The sequence below is a fragment of the Streptomyces sp. NPDC002784 genome, assembly GCF_053592135.1.
Genome location: NZ_JBSFVD010000009.1, coordinates 158,565 through 171,810 on the forward strand (window position 1 = coordinate 158,565; position 13,246 = coordinate 171,810).

A 13,246-nucleotide genomic window follows, 5' to 3' on the forward strand; every position below is an offset into this window, starting at 1 on the left:
GATGAACGGATCCGCCGTGCACGATCGCCTCCCCGCCTCCGCCTCCTGGCGCATCGCGCTGCCGCACACCACCGCGGCGGTGCCGGTCGCGCGCGCCCTGATCCGCACCGCCCTGGCCGAGCTGGAGCATTCCGCCGACAGCGACACCGCGGAGCTGCTGACCGCGGAGCTGGTGGCCAACGCCGTGGAGCACACGGCGGGCGAGGGGCCGATAGAGCTGGTGGTGCAGCTGCTGCCGGGCGGCTGCCAGGTCGAGGTGCACGACCCGGACCCGGCGCCGCCGGGGAACCTCACCCGCCCCTGCGAGGGGGAGCCGGATCCCTGGCAGGAGCACGGCCGGGGGCTGCTGCTGATCCGCACGCTGAGCTCGTCGTGCGGTCATCGGCCGACGTCGTCGGGGAAGGCCGTGTGGTTCCGGCTGCCGGCGATACCGGCGCAGCGGCGGCCCGCCTAGCCCCGGCTCAGGCCAGCGTGGCGACCAGGACCGCCTTGATCGTGTGCATACGGTTCTCCGCCTCGTCGAAGACCACCGAGTGCGGCGACTCGAAGACCTCGTCGGTGACTTCCAGGGAGTCCAGGCCGTGGGCCTCGAAGACCTCCCGGCCGACCTTCGTGCCCAGGTCGTGGAAGGCGGGGAGGCAGTGCAGGAACTTCACGTCCGGGTTGCCGGTGGCCCGCAGCACGTCCATCGTGACGGCGTACGGGACCAGCGCCTTGATCCGCTCGGCCCAGACGTCCTTGGGCTCGCCCATCGACACCCAGACGTCCGTGGCGACGAAGTCGGCGCCCAGGACGCCCTCCGTCACGGACTCGGTGAGCAGGACGGCCGCCCCGCTTGTCTCGGCGAGCCGGCGCGCCTCGGCGACGATGTCCTCGTGCGGCCAGTACGCCTTGGGCGCGACGATCCGCACGTCCATGCCGAGCAGCGCGCCGGTGATCAGATAGCTGTTGCCCATGTTGAAGCGGGCGTCGCCGAGGTAGGCGAAGGCGATGCCGTCGTCCAGGGTCTTCGGGGTGTGCTCCAGCATGGTGAGGACGTCGGCGAGCATCTGGGTGGGGTGCCAGTCGTCGGTGAGGCCGTTGTAGACCGGCACCCCGGCGTGCGCGGCCAGCTCCTCGACCTTCTCCTGGCTGTCCCCGCGGTACTCGATGGCGTCGAACATCCGCCCGAGCACCCGCGCGGTGTCCTTGACCGACTCCTTGTGCCCGATCTGCGAACCGGAGGGGTCCAGGTACGTCGTCGAGGCGCCCTGGTCGGCGGCGGCGACCTCGAAGGCGCAGCGGGTGCGGGTGGACGTCTTCTCGAAGATCAGCGCGATGTTCCTGCCCCGCAGGTACCGCGGCTCGGTCCCGGCCTTCTTGGCCGCCTTCAGCTCGGCGGCCAGCTCGATCAGACCGCGGAACTCCTCCCCGGTGAAGTCGAGCTCCTTGAGGAAGTGGCGGCCGGCGAGGGCGGTCGGGACTGTCGCCATGGGGGCGCTCCAGAGATACGTGAACAATGACCCTGGAACTCTATACGATGTTCCACATTTATATACAGGGCCGCTCCGGCTAGACAGCCCCTCGCTCCACCGGGCAGCTCATGCAGCGCGGGCCGCCCCTCCCCCGGCCCAGTTCGCTGCCCGGGATCTCGATGACCTCGATGCCCTGCTTGCGCAGATGCGTGTTGGTGGTGGAGTTCCGCTCGTAGGCCACGACGACGCCCGGCTCGACCGCGAGGACGTTGCAGCCGTCGTCCCACTGCTCCCGCTCGGCCGCGTGCACGTCCTGGGTCGCGGTCAGGACCCGGATCTCGCTCAGCCCGAGGGCGGCGGCGATGGCGCGGTGCATGTGCTCCGGCGGATGGTCGGTGACCTTCAGCTCCTTGCCGTCGACGCCCGGCTCGATGGTGTACGAGCGGAGCATGCCGAGCCCGGCGTACTGGGTGAAGGTGTCGCCGTCGACCATCGTCATCACCGTGTCGAGGTGCATGAAGGCACGCCGCTTGGGCATGTCGAGGGCCACGATCGACTGGGCGGAACCCGCGGCGAACAGCTTGTGCGCCAGCATCTCCACGGCCTGCGGGGTGGTGCGCTCGCTCATGCCGATCAGCACGGCGCCGTTGCCGATCACCAGGACGTCGCCGCCCTCGATGGTGGACGGGTAGTCGGCCTGCCCCTCGGACCAGAAGGGGAACGTCTCCGCGCGGAACAGCGGGTGGTGCCGGTAGATCGCCTCGAAGTGCACGGTCTCGCGCTGACGGGCCGGCCAGCGCATGGCGTTGACGGAGACGCCGTCGTAGATCCAGGCGGAGGTGTCGCGGGTGAAGAGGTGGTTGGGCAGGGGCGCGAGGAGGAAGTCGTCGAGCTCCATGGCGTGGAAGCGCACGGAGACCGGCTCCGGGTGGGCGTCCAGGTACTCGCGCTTGGTCATGCCGCCGACGAGGGCCTCGGCCAGCTCGGGGGCGGGCAGGTTCTCGAAGGCGGCGCGCAGATGGTCGGTGGCGAGGACGCCGTACTCCTTCTCGTCGAAGACGCGGTCCAGGACGAGGGTGCGGGCCGCCGGGATGGCCAGGGCCTCGGTGAGCAGGTCGCCGAAGAGGTGGACGGTGACCCCGCGGTCGCGCAGGACGTCGGCGAAGCCGTCGTGCTCGGCGCGCGCCCGGCGCACCCAGAGCACGTCGTCGAAGAGCAGCGCGTCCTTGTTGCTGGGGGTGAGCCTTTTGAGCTCGAGATCCGGCCGGTGCAGGATGACGCGGCTGAGCCGCCCGGCCTCGGAGTCGACATGGAATCCCATGACTCCATCCTGACCACCGGGGGCGCCATTCACCCCCTCCTTGACCACTTCCGATTCTCGTCCCCTTGACGATAAACGGGCTCTCCGCTTATCGTCGTCATGACGAAAACCAGTGAGGGGGTCACTCCATGGCCGACATCACCCGGCGCCTCGGCTGGCGCCACCTGCGCGGGGCGCCGACGGCGCACATCCGGCACCACCGCTCGGGCCGCCTGGCGCACGACGGACCCGGGATCAGCTTCTGGTTCCGGCCGCTCAGCGCGGCGATCTCCGAAGTGCCGGTCGACGACCGGGAACTGGCGATGACGTTCCACGCCCGTACGGCCGACTTCCAGGACGTGGCCGTGCAGGCGACGGTCACCTACCGCATCAGCGACCCGGCCCTCGCCTCGGCCCGCCTGGACTTCTCGGTCGACCCCGACACCGGGGCCTGGCGCGGCGCTCCGCTGGAACAGCTCGGCACCCTGCTCACCGAGACGGCCCAGCAGCACGCCCTCGCCGTCCTCGCCCGTACGCCCCTCGCGGCGGCCCTGGTGGACGGGGTGAGCGCGGTGCGCGAACGGGTCGCCGCCGGGCTCGGCGCCGAACCGCGGCTGCCCGCCACCGGCATCGAGATCGTCGCCGTGCGCGTGGTGGCGCTGCGCCCGGAACCGGAGGTGGAGCGGGCGCTGCGGACCCCGGCGCGCGAGCTGATCCAGCAGGAGGCCGACCGGGCCGGCTACGAGCGCCGGGCGGTGGCCGTCGAGCGGGAACGCGCGATCGCCGAGAACGAGCTGGCCAGCCAGATCGAACTCGCCCGCCGCGAGGAGCAGTTGGTCGAGCAGCGGGGCACCAACGCGCGCCGGGAGGCGGAGGAGGCCGCTGCGGCCGACGCGGTACGGGCCGAGGCGGAGGCGGCTCGCTCGGTGCGGCTGGCCGACGCCGAGGCGCGGCGCACCGAACGGCTCGCGGAGGCCGAAGCCGCGCGTTCCGTACGGCTCGCCCGCGCCGAGGCCGAGGGCACCCGGGAGGTCGGTGACGCGAAGGCCGCGGCCCAGGCCGCCTGGCTGCGGGTGCACGCCGAGGTGGACGTCACCGTCCTGCACGCCCTCACCGGCACCCGGCTCGCCGAGAACCTGCCCCGCATCGACAGCGTCACCGTCTCGCCGGACGTGCTCACCGGACTGCTCGCCCGGCTCGGCGACGGGGAGCGGACGTGAGTCTCGCGCCCCGGGCCGTGCTGGTCCACCGCACCACGGAGTACGAGGAGCTGGTGGCCCGGCACGGCACCCACGGCCAGGCCGCCTACTTCCTGCGCTCCCGCGGCCGGGACATCGAGGAGGTCGCGGCCCGGCACCGCCGTACCCGCCGGGCGCTCGCCGAGGTGGTCGCGGCGATCCCGCTGACCTGGCGGCAGGCACGGGTCGAGCGGGCCGACGTGGACCGCTTCCTGTTCGCGCCGCAGGACGTGGTGGTCGTGGTCGGCCAGGACGGACTGGTGGCGAACGTCGCCAAGTACCTCTCGGGGCAACCGGTGATCGGCATCGACGCCGAACCCGGACGCAATCCGGGTGTCCTGGTACGGCACCGGCCCGGCGACGCGGCGAGGCTGCTGGCGTCGGCCGGCACCTCGGCCGTGGACGAGCTGACCATGGTCGAGGCCGTCGCCGACGACACCCAGCGCCTGGTCGCGCTGAACGAGATCTATCTGGGCGCCGCCGGACACCAGACGGCGCGGTACCGCCTGGGCCTGGAGGACGACGGGGGTGTCGTCGAGGCCCAGGCCTCGTCCGGGGTGCTGATCGGCACCGGGACGGGGGCGACCGGATGGCTCCGGTCGGTGTGGCAGGACCGGGGAGGACGGCCGCGGCTGCCCTCCCCGGCGGAGGAACGGCTGCTGTGGTTCGTCCGCGAGGCCTGGCCCTCACCGGCCACCGGGACGTCCCTGGTGGCCGGTGAGCTGGCCGGCCCGGCCCGGCTGACCCTCACCGTCGAGTCCGAACGCCTGGTCGCCTTCGGGGACGGCATGGAGAGCGACGCCCTGGAACTGACCTGGGGCCAGTCGGTCCGGATCGGCGTGTGCCGGGAGCGGCTGCGGCTCGCGGGGTAGAGCTGCCGGTCACAGCCGCGGGTCGACCGGCTCCGACTCCAGCGCCAGCACCCCGAACACCGCCTCGTGCACCCGCCACAGCGGCTCGCCCCCGGCCAGCCGGTCCAGGGCCTCCAGACCGAGCGCGTACTCCCGGATCGCGAGCGAGCGCTTGTGGTTGAGGAAGCGCCGGCGCAGCCGGGTCAGGTTGTCCGGGCGCGTGTACTCGGGGCCGTAGATGATTCGCAGGTACTCGCGGCCGCGGCACTTGATGCCGGGCTGCACCAGCCGGCCCTGCGGGCTGCGCACCAGGGCGCCGGCCGGTTTGACGACCATGCCCTCGCCGCCGCGTCCGGTCATCTCCAGCCACCAGTCGACGCCCGCCCGCACCGACTCCGGGTCGGTCGTGTCGACGTGGAGGCGACGCGTCGTCCGCAGCAGGCCCGTGCTGTCGTGCTCCACCAGCCGGTCCAGCAGCGCGAGCTGTTCGTCGTGCGGGAGCGCGGCGAGGCTGCGGCCCTGGACCGCCAGGATCTGGAACGGCGCCAGGCGGACGCCGTCCAGGCCCTCGGTGGGCCAGCAGTAGCGGCGGTATGCCTCGGTGAACGCGGAGGCGTCCGCGGCCCGTTCGCGCTGGCGTGCCAGCAGCCCCGACACGTCGACGCCCCGCGCGGCGGCGCCCTCCAGCGCGGCGAGCGCACCCGGGAACACCGCCCCGGAGGCGGCGCCCACGGCCGCGTACTGCGAGCGCAGCAGCCCGGACGCCTTCAGCGACCAGGGCATCAGCTCGGCGTCCAGCAGCAGCCAGTCGGTGGCGAGTTCGTCCCACAGTCCGGCCTCGCCGACGGCCGCGCGCAGGTGGCCGAGGATCGTCTCCGTCACCGACTCGTCGTCGAAGAAGGGGCGCCCGGTCCGCGTGTACAGCGACCCGGTCGGCCCGTCGACCCCGAACCGCCCGCGCGCCGCGTCCGCGTCCCGGCACACCAGGACCACGGCACGTGAGCCCATGTGCTTCTCCTCGCACACGACCCGCTCGACCCCGTCCTCCCGGTACTGCGCGAACGCCTCCTGCGGGTGCTCCAGGTACCCGTCCACCTGCGAGGTCGCCGTCGGCGCCATGGTCGGCGGGAGGTACGGCAGCAGCCGCGGGTCGATCGCGAAGCGGCTCATCACCTCCAGGGCCGCCGCCGCGTTCTCCTCCCGGACGGCGACCCGTCCCGCGTGCCGCGTCTCCACGGCCCGGCGCCCGTGCACGTCCGCCAGGTCCAGCGGCCGCCCGTCGTGACCGCCGGGCGCCTCCGTGCGCAGCGGCCTGGCCGGTTCGTACCAGACCCGCTCGGCGGGTACGTCGACCAGTTCCCGCTCCGGCCAGCGCAGCGCGGTCAGCTTGCCGCCGAAGACGGCGCCGGTGTCCAGGCAGATGGTGTTGTTGAGCCAGGTGGCCTCCGGGACGGGGGTGTGGCCGTACACCACGGCCGCCCGGCCCCGGTAGTCCTCGGCCCACGGGTAGCGCACCGGCAGCCCGAACTCGTCGGTCTCGCCGGTGGTGTCGCCGTACAGGGCGTGCGAGCGGACCCGGCCCGAGGTGCGGCCGTGGTACTTCTCCGGCAGACCGGCGTGGCAGACGACCAGCTTGCCGCCGTCGAGGACGTAGTGGCTGACCAGGCCGTCGATGAACTCCCGCACCTCGCGCAGGAACTCCTCGCTCTGCCCCTCCATCTGCTCGATGGTCTCGGCGAGTCCGTGGGTGTGCTGGACCGTGCGGCCCTTGAGGTGGCGGCCGAACTTGTTCTCGTGGTTGCCCGGCACGCACAGCGCGTGGCCCGACTTCACCATCGACATCACCCGGCGCAGCACACCCGGGCTGTCCGGGCCGCGGTCGACGAGGTCGCCGACGAAGACGGCGGTCCGGCCGTCCGGGTGGACGCCGTCGGCGTAACCGAGCTTGCCGAGCAGCGACTCCAGTTCGGCGGAGCAGCCGTGGATGTCACCGATGATGTCGAAGGGGCCGGTGAGGTGGGTCAGGTCGTTGTAGCGCTTCTCGGTGACGACGGTGGCCCGCTCCACCTCCTCGACTCCGCGCAGGACGTGCACCCTGCGGAAGCCCTCGCGCTCCAACTGCCTTATGGAGCGCCGCAGTTCGCGGATGTGTCGCTGGATCACCCGGCGGGGCATGTCGGCGCGGTCGGTGCGGGCCGCGTTGCGCTCGGCGCACACCTCCTCCGGCACGTCCAGCACGATGGCGGTCGGCAGGACGTCGTACCGCCTGGCCAGTTCGATCAGCTGACGCCGGGAGTCCTGCTGGACGCTGGTGGCGTCGACGACCGTACGGCGGCCGGCCGCGAGGCGCTTGCCCGCGATGTAGTGCAGGACGTCGAAGGCGTCCTTGCTGACGCTCTGGTCGTTCTCGTCGTCGGCGACCAGGCCGCGGCAGAAGTCCGAGGAGATCACCTCGGTGGGCTTGAAGTGCCTGCGCGCGAAGGTGGACTTGCCGGAGCCGGAGGCGCCGACGAGCACCACGAGGGAGAGGTCGGTGACGGGCAGGGTGCGTCCCTGGTTCTCGGTCATGCGGCCTTCGCCTCCTTGTCGGTCAGCCGGAAGACGGCCATCTGGGTGGGCGGACCCACCTCGGGGTCGTCGGGTCCCACGGGGGTGAACTCCACGGCGTAGCCGTGTCGTTCGGCGACCTTCCGCGCCCAGGCGCGGAACTCCTCGCGGGTCCATTCGAAGCGGTGGTCGCCGTGCCGGACGTGTCCGGCCGGGAGGGACTCCCAGCGGACGTTGTACTCGACGTTCGGGGTGGTCACCAGGACCGTCCGCGGGCGGGCGGCGCCGAAGACCGCGTACTCCAGGGCGGGCAGCCGCGGCAGGTCGAGGTGCTCGATGACCTCGCTGAGCACGGCGGCGTCGTAGCCCTTGAGCCGGTTGTCGGTGTAGGCGAGCGAGCCCTGGAAGAGCTTCACCCGGGACGCCTGCCGCTCGCCCATGCGGTCCAGCTTGAGGCGGCGGGCGGCGATGGTCAGCGCCCGCATCGAGACATCGGTGCCGACGATCTCGGTGAAGCGGACGTCCTTGAGCAGCGCCTGCACCAACTGGCCCTGGCCGCAGCCGAGGTCGAGGACGCGGGCGGCACCGGACTCCCGCAGCGCGGCGAGGATCGCGTCCCGGCGCCGCACGGCGAGCGGGGTGGGGCGCTCCTCTTCCTCCGCGTCGGCCGCCACGGCGTTGTCGATGTCCTCGACCTCGCTGTCGTCGGCCTCGGCGAGCCGCACCAGTTCAAGACGCTCCATGGCCTGGCGGGTCAGCGACCAGCGGCGGGAGAGATAGCGGCTGGTGATCAGCTTCTGCTCGGGGTGCTCCGGCAGCCAGCCCTCGCCGGCGCGCAGCAGCTTGTCGACCTCGTCCGGCGCGACCCAGTAGTGCTTGGCGTCGTCCAGGACGGGCAGCAGGACGTACAGGTGGCGCAGCGCCTCGGCGAGGGTGAGCGCATCCGACTCCAGGACGAGCCGGACGTAGCGCGAATCGCCCCACTCCGGGAACCGCTCGTCCAGGGCCACCGGTTCGGCGGTGACCGTCCAGCCGAGCGGCTCGAACAGTCGCCGCACCAGGTCCGGGCCGCCGCGGGCGGGCAGCGCGGGCACCTCGACGCGCAGCGGGCGGGCCTGTCCCGGGAGGTCCGGCCTGGCCGCGCAGGCGCCCTTCATCGCGCTGGAGAACACCCCGCTCAGGGCCACCGCGAGCAGCGAGGAGGCGGCGTAGGGGCGGTCGTTGACGTACTGCGCGAGCGCCGCGTCGGGGGCGCCGCCGCGGCCCTTGCCCTTGCCGCGCCGGACCAGTGCCACCGCGTCGACCTCCAGCAGCAGCGCCGCCGTGCAGCGCTCGGCGTCCGCCTCGGGGTAGAGGACGTGGGCCGTGCCGTAGGACGTGGAGAACGCCTGCGCCTTCTCGGGATGCTTGTGCAGCAGGTAGCCGAGGTCGGTGGCGGGGCGCCGCGGGGTGCCGGTGGTACTGATCGTCAGGAACATGGGCAGGGCCTTTGAGGCTCGGTGGACGGATGCGCCGCCGTACGCACGAAGGCCCCCGGGAGGGTGATCCTGGGGGCCTTCAGGACGACGGTCACACCTTCGCACACCGGGCCCGACCGGCGCCTTTGGTTATTCCCGCGGTGCTACGGGAGCTGTGACTGCACCTGGGAGGAGATGAGTTCCAGGTGGTCGAGGTCGGAGAGGTCGAGGAGCTGGAGGTAGATCCGGCTGGAACCGGTCTCGGCGTAGCGGCCGATCTTGTCGACGACCTCGGCCGGGGAGCCTGCCAGGCCGTTGGCCTTGAGTTCGTCCACCTCACGGCCGATGGCGGCGGCCCGGCGGGCGACCTCCGCGTCGTCCTTGCCGACGCAGACCACCAGGGTGTTGGAGTAGGTGAGCGCGTCGGCGGGGCGGCCGGCCGCCTCGGCGGCGGCCCGGACCCGGCCGAACTGCCGGACGCTGTCCTCGATGCTGCCGAAGGGCATGTTGAACTCGTCCGCGTACCGGCCCGCCAGGCGCGGGGTGCGGCTGGCGCCGTGGCCGCCGATCAGCACCGGGATCCTCGCCTGGGCGGGCTTGGGCAGCGCGGGCGAGCCGGTGAGGTCGTAATAGGTGCCGTGGAAGTCGAAGGTGTCGCCGGTCTCGGTGGCCCACAGACCGGTGACGATCGCCAGCTGCTCCTCCAGGCGCCCGAACTTCTCCTTGGGGAAGGGGATGCCGTACGCCTTGTGCTCCTCCTCGAACCAGCCGGCGCCGAGGCCGAGTTCGATCCGGCCGCCCGACATCTGGTCGACCTGTGCGACCTGGATGGCGAGCACGCCGGGCAGCCGGAAGGTGCCCGCGGTCATGAGGGTGCCGAGGCGGACGCGCTTGGTCTCGCGGGCGAGTCCGGCGAGGGTGATCCAGGCGTCGGTGGGGCCGGGCAGGCCGTCCCCGGAGCCCATGCTCAGATAGTGGTCGGACCGGAAGAAGGCATCGAATCCCAGGTCCTCGGTGGCCTTCGCCACGGTGAGCAAGGTGTCGTAGGTGGCCCCCTGCTGGGGCTCGGTGAAGATGCGCAGATCCATGCCTCCATCCTGCATGGTGGGGCGGTGGTCAACCCCGGCGGTCCCACGGGCCGCGCTCCCCCACGGTCGGGTGAAAAACGTCAACGGCGTGGCCCGGGGCGGGGCCGGGCCAGTGACCCGGTTCGGTGGTGATCGTTGGCTCGGGCGGAACCGGACCGCCCGGCTCCCGCACCGGCCTGTTCGCCGCCGGGCGACACCCGCATCGGTCTCCGCAACCCGGGGCCGGGGGCCGAGGAGGCCGTCATGTCCGAAGAATCCGTGCCGCAGCAGGGCGGGGCCGGGGGCGCCGGGGGCGCCGCCGGTCAGCCGAAGGGGCTGTTGCAGCAGATGGAGGAGCTGATGGCGGCGCTGAACGCGGATCTGTCCGCGCTGGACGCGGAGTTCCAGTCGGCCGGAGGAGCGGGGCGGGGTGCGGTGGCGGGGGTCGTGGAGGACGGCGACTAGGAATTTCCTGGTGGGGGCCTCGTGGAGGGCTGAGGTCGGTGGGCCGGTCAGCCGGCTTCTCTCTGCGCCTCCTGCAACAGCAGTTCTCTGTCCCGGTCCGCCAGTCTGCGGAGCATCTCCAGGACGCGGTCGCGGGACTCGTCGGCCGCGTCGATGGCCTCCATGCACTGCCAGTACGTGCCCTCGTCGTCCGCCGCGCTCGCCAGACCGACGAGGGCGATGCCGACCTCGCCGAGCAGCCCGCCCAGGTACATCAGCGCCTGGCGGGCGTCGCCCAGGTCGCCGAGCTGGGCGGCGCGCAGGTCCTTGAGGTCGAGTACGGGGGTGTCGAGCACCCCGCAGCCCCTTCCCGCGAGTTCGGTCAACCCCAGTGCCTCGCCGCGCAGTTCGGGCGGGCCGAAGACCGCGAGCCGGCTGCCTATCGCCTGGGCCAGCGCCTGTGCCTGCCACACCTCGGTCATGATCTCCGGCGTGCGGTCGCTCGCCGCCAGGGCACGCCTGCTCGTCACGATGAGCCGCACCGCGTCCATGCGCTGCCCCCGTCTGCTCCGACGCGCCCCTGGCACGTCTTCCTGAACTCCCTTGTTCACTACCCAGAGTGAGGGGGTGTGAGACCAAAAGCCAGAGGAAGACGGAAATCTGCGGACAACAAATCGGTTTCGGGCGGGTGATTGGTCACCGAGAGTGACATCGGGCTGATCAACTCCCGCGCGTACGACCGGCCTTACGGTGCCGGGAACCGGCGTTCGTTCCGGTCGATCTTCGCGGCCAGGGCCGCCAGGGGGTCGATGCCGAGCACCTCGCACAGTTGCAGCAGGTAGGCCAGCACGTCGGCGACCTCGTCCGTGACGCGGTGCGCGGTGTCGGGGTCGGACATCACCCGGGCCGACTCCTCGGGCGTCAGCCACTGGAAGATCTCGACCAGTTCGGAGGCCTCCACGCTCAGCGCGGCGACGAGGTTCTTGGGGGTGTGGTACGGCTGCCAGTCGCGGGCGGCGGCGAACTCGGCCAGCCTGCGCTGGAGCTGCGCCACGTCGAGGGGTTCGGTCACGGGGTCAGGTGTACCACCGTGACGCCGGGCGTTCCGTCGGCCCAGGCCGCGTCGCTGACCGTCCCGACGAGGCGGATGTGGCCGCGGGCGCACATCCGGGCGGCGAGCCGCAGGAGTTCGGTGCGCTGGTGCGGGTCCAGGGCGCGTTCGAGGCCGTCCGCCAGGACGGTGAGGGTCCGCATGGCCGGGGGCACCTCGCCGGGGGCGTCCAGGTCCAGCACGCCGGGGCCGGTGAGCAGGACCAGGGCGAGCGCGAGATGGCGGAGTTCGCCGTCACCGAGGCGGGCGAAGTCGGTGCGGGTGCCGTCGCCGCGGTCCAGTACGCCGCGGACGGTGCCGTCGCCGGGCTGTTCGGCCAGGACGTCCTGGACGGGGCCGGCGCATCCGGCGCGTACCGCGGCGATCAGTTGCTGGTGGCGGCGGGGGCACTCGACGCGGGTGCGCCACAGGACGTCGGCGAGGTTGTCGCAGCCGCCGAGGAGGCGTCCGGAGCCGGTGGGGACGGGGGCGCGCATCCGGTCCGGGTGCGGATCGCAGGGGAAGACCGAGCGCAGGGCGACGACCATCTGCTCGGCGGCGGCCAGGACGCGGCGCTGGCCGTCCGTCTTGCCGGCCACGCGCAGGGGCAGCAGCGCGGTGCCGAGGAGGTCGTCGGGGAGCGGGGCGCGGGTCACGGGCGCGGATCCGGCGGTGTGCCAGGCGGCCTGGACCGTGCGCCGGCCGGGGTCGCGCAGGGCGGTCTCCAGCAGGGTGACGCCGTCGGCCGTCAGCCGCTCGCCGACGATCCGCAGGGCGGGCTCGGCCTGTACGGCGAGGTCGAGCCGGACCGGGCCCTCGGGGCCGTCGGCGGTGCAGCCGATGCGGAAGCCCCGGCGGCGCTGGGCGTCGGGACGGGCGCCGTCGGGCACACAGGCGAGGGGATCGGGGAACACGTCCCGCAGTGCGGCGCCCCCGCCGAGCCGGGCCAGCGCCTCGTACGCCCGCAGCGCACTCGTCTTCCCGCACCCACTGACCCCGGCGAGCAAGGTGCACGCCCCCAACGGCACCCGGACCCCCCGATGCCCGGCAAACGCGGACAGCCGCAACTCGGTGACCTGCGGCCGCTGAGGACGCCGGACCTCCCCGGAGACAGGACTCGGCCCACCCGAGGGGGACGCGGCCGCGCGGGAAGAGCTCGAGGGCGTGTGGGCGGGTGACGGGGGACCCGGCGTGTGGGAAAGGCTTGGTGGCTCGCCGTCGGTCCGCGCGGAGCCGGCGAGGGCCGGCACGTGCGAGTCGGTCGGCTTCGGGGGCGTGGGGGGTGGGGTCATATGCGGACCGTAGGAGGGTGGGGGTGGGGGAATCGTTTCGGTGGTGGGGGGTTCCTACGATCGGGGGACCGGGCGGGTCAGGAGTCGGGAACCGCCGCTCCCTCCATCAGGCCGCTCACCTCGGTGCCGTGCGGGGTCAGCAGGAACACGTTCCGGTCGACCCGGTGCATCCCGCTCGACAGGCCGAAGACGACGCCGGTGCTGAAGTCGAGGACGCGCTTGGCGACCTCCGTCTCCGCGCCGGTGAGGTCGAGGAGGACCGGGATGCCGGCCATCAGGGTCTCGGCGACCTCACGGGCGTCGCCGAAGACGTTGACCCGCAGGACCACGAAGCGGCGGCGCGGCTCGGTCGCCGCCTCGGGAAGCGAGCGGTGGTCCACCGCGGACGGCCATGCGTCCCGGCCGCGCAGGGGTACGACCTGGGCGAGCCCTTCCCACTGTTCATCGGTGACGTCGTAGCGGTTCACCGGCTCCCCCCGAACTGACTGGTACTCAATGCCTGCACC

At 72.7% G+C, this 13,246-nt stretch carries 13 protein-coding genes; 4 read left to right on the forward strand and 9 right to left on the reverse strand.

Translation table 11 applies throughout. The features are described from left to right. Position 1: 1 nt before the first annotated feature. Positions 2–454, forward strand: coding sequence for an ATP-binding protein (locus ACWD1Z_RS18785; protein ID WP_451119924.1), 453 nt, complete (start codon positions 2–4; stop codon positions 452–454). Positions 455–461: 7 nt separating this feature from the next. Here ACWD1Z_RS18785 and argF read toward each other — a convergent pair whose 3' ends face one another. Continuing rightward, a complete protein-coding gene (argF, locus tag ACWD1Z_RS18790) occupies positions 462–1,472 on the reverse strand; it encodes an ornithine carbamoyltransferase (protein WP_451119926.1) in 1,011 nt (336 codons plus the stop codon). A gap of 79 nt (positions 1,473–1,551) precedes the next feature. Continuing rightward, positions 1,552–2,775, reverse strand: a complete 1,224-nt coding sequence (locus ACWD1Z_RS18795) for an arginine deiminase (protein WP_451119928.1) — start codon at positions 2,773–2,775, stop codon at positions 1,552–1,554. 128 nt (positions 2,776–2,903) lie between these two features. Here ACWD1Z_RS18795 and ACWD1Z_RS18800 point away from each other — a divergent pair, with 128 nt between their 5' ends. Both ACWD1Z_RS18800 and ACWD1Z_RS18805 read left to right on the forward strand, forming a co-directional pair. Continuing rightward, positions 2,904–3,974: an SPFH domain-containing protein gene (locus tag ACWD1Z_RS18800; RefSeq protein ID WP_451119930.1), complete on the forward strand. Its 1,071-nt coding sequence runs from the start codon at positions 2,904–2,906 to the stop codon at positions 3,972–3,974. Then, positions 3,971–4,864 (forward strand): hypothetical protein, encoded by an 894-nt coding sequence (locus ACWD1Z_RS18805; RefSeq protein ID WP_451119932.1) that lies wholly within the window; start codon positions 3,971–3,973, stop codon positions 4,862–4,864. Before ACWD1Z_RS18800 ends, ACWD1Z_RS18805 begins: the two co-directional genes overlap by 4 nt. Before the next feature lie 9 nt (positions 4,865–4,873). Here the strand turns inward: ACWD1Z_RS18805 and ACWD1Z_RS18810 are convergent, their stop codons facing one another. From ACWD1Z_RS18810 to ACWD1Z_RS18820, 3 genes are all read right to left on the reverse strand, one after another. Continuing rightward, on the reverse strand, positions 4,874–7,411 hold the full coding sequence (locus ACWD1Z_RS18810) for a polynucleotide kinase-phosphatase (protein ID WP_451119934.1): 2,538 nt from the start codon (positions 7,409–7,411) through the stop codon (positions 4,874–4,876). Next, positions 7,408–8,868: a 3' terminal RNA ribose 2'-O-methyltransferase Hen1 gene (locus ACWD1Z_RS18815; RefSeq protein WP_451119936.1), complete on the reverse strand. Its 1,461-nt coding sequence runs from the start codon at positions 8,866–8,868 to the stop codon at positions 7,408–7,410. The genes ACWD1Z_RS18810 and ACWD1Z_RS18815 overlap by 4 nt, the downstream gene beginning before the upstream one ends. A gap of 143 nt (positions 8,869–9,011) precedes the next feature. Then, positions 9,012–9,935, reverse strand: a complete 924-nt coding sequence (locus ACWD1Z_RS18820; RefSeq protein ID WP_451119938.1) for an LLM class F420-dependent oxidoreductase — start codon at positions 9,933–9,935, stop codon at positions 9,012–9,014. A gap of 243 nt (positions 9,936–10,178) precedes the next feature. On the opposite strand from ACWD1Z_RS18820, the gene ACWD1Z_RS18825 reads away from it, so the two are divergent. Continuing rightward, positions 10,179–10,379 (forward strand): hypothetical protein, encoded by a 201-nt coding sequence (locus ACWD1Z_RS18825; RefSeq protein WP_451119940.1) that lies wholly within the window; start codon positions 10,179–10,181, stop codon positions 10,377–10,379. 47 nt (positions 10,380–10,426) lie between these two features. Here ACWD1Z_RS18825 and ACWD1Z_RS18830 read toward each other — a convergent pair whose 3' ends face one another. The 4 genes from ACWD1Z_RS18830 to ACWD1Z_RS18845 form a co-directional block, all read right to left on the reverse strand. Further along, complete coding sequence (locus ACWD1Z_RS18830) at positions 10,427–10,909, reverse strand: DUF6099 family protein (RefSeq protein WP_451119941.1); 483 nt, start codon at positions 10,907–10,909, stop codon at positions 10,427–10,429. Positions 10,910–11,103: 194 nt separating this feature from the next. Further along, positions 11,104–11,430 carry a nucleotide pyrophosphohydrolase gene (locus tag ACWD1Z_RS18835; RefSeq protein WP_451119943.1) on the reverse strand — a complete coding sequence of 109 codons (327 nt, stop codon included), beginning with the start codon at positions 11,428–11,430 and terminating at the stop codon, positions 11,104–11,106. Next, positions 11,427–12,740 (reverse strand): ATP-binding protein, encoded by a 1,314-nt coding sequence (locus ACWD1Z_RS18840; RefSeq protein WP_451119944.1) that lies wholly within the window; start codon positions 12,738–12,740, stop codon positions 11,427–11,429. Before ACWD1Z_RS18840 ends, ACWD1Z_RS18835 begins: the two co-directional genes overlap by 4 nt. Positions 12,741–12,817: 77 nt before the next feature. Next, positions 12,818–13,207 (reverse strand): cell division protein SepF, encoded by a 390-nt coding sequence (locus tag ACWD1Z_RS18845; protein WP_451119945.1) that lies wholly within the window; start codon positions 13,205–13,207, stop codon positions 12,818–12,820. Between the last annotated feature and the right edge of the window lie 39 nt (positions 13,208–13,246).

What these genes read in the sequence shown, in the direction of transcription:
- ACWD1Z_RS18840 (WP_451119944.1), bottom strand. Translation starts at nt 12,740, where the DNA reads ATGACCCCACCCCCCACGCCCCCGAAGCCGACCGACTCGCACGTGCCG.
- ACWD1Z_RS18810 (WP_451119934.1), bottom strand. Translation starts at nt 7,411, where the DNA reads ATGACCGAGAACCAGGGACGCACCCTGCCCGTCACCGACCTCTCCCTC.
- ACWD1Z_RS18815 (WP_451119936.1), bottom strand. Translation starts at nt 8,868, where the DNA reads ATGTTCCTGACGATCAGTACCACCGGCACCCCGCGGCGCCCCGCCACC.
- ACWD1Z_RS18820 (WP_451119938.1), bottom strand. Translation starts at nt 9,935, where the DNA reads ATGGATCTGCGCATCTTCACCGAGCCCCAGCAGGGGGCCACCTACGAC.
- argF (WP_451119926.1), bottom strand. Translation starts at nt 1,472, where the DNA reads ATGGCGACAGTCCCGACCGCCCTCGCCGGCCGCCACTTCCTCAAGGAG.
- ACWD1Z_RS18785 (WP_451119924.1), top strand. Translation starts at nt 2, where the DNA reads ATGAACGGATCCGCCGTGCACGATCGCCTCCCCGCCTCCGCCTCCTGG.
- ACWD1Z_RS18800 (WP_451119930.1), top strand. Translation starts at nt 2,904, where the DNA reads ATGGCCGACATCACCCGGCGCCTCGGCTGGCGCCACCTGCGCGGGGCG.
- ACWD1Z_RS18795 (WP_451119928.1), bottom strand. Translation starts at nt 2,775, where the DNA reads ATGGGATTCCATGTCGACTCCGAGGCCGGGCGGCTCAGCCGCGTCATC.
- ACWD1Z_RS18830 (WP_451119941.1), bottom strand. Translation starts at nt 10,909, where the DNA reads ATGGACGCGGTGCGGCTCATCGTGACGAGCAGGCGTGCCCTGGCGGCG.
- ACWD1Z_RS18825 (WP_451119940.1), top strand. Translation starts at nt 10,179, where the DNA reads ATGTCCGAAGAATCCGTGCCGCAGCAGGGCGGGGCCGGGGGCGCCGGG.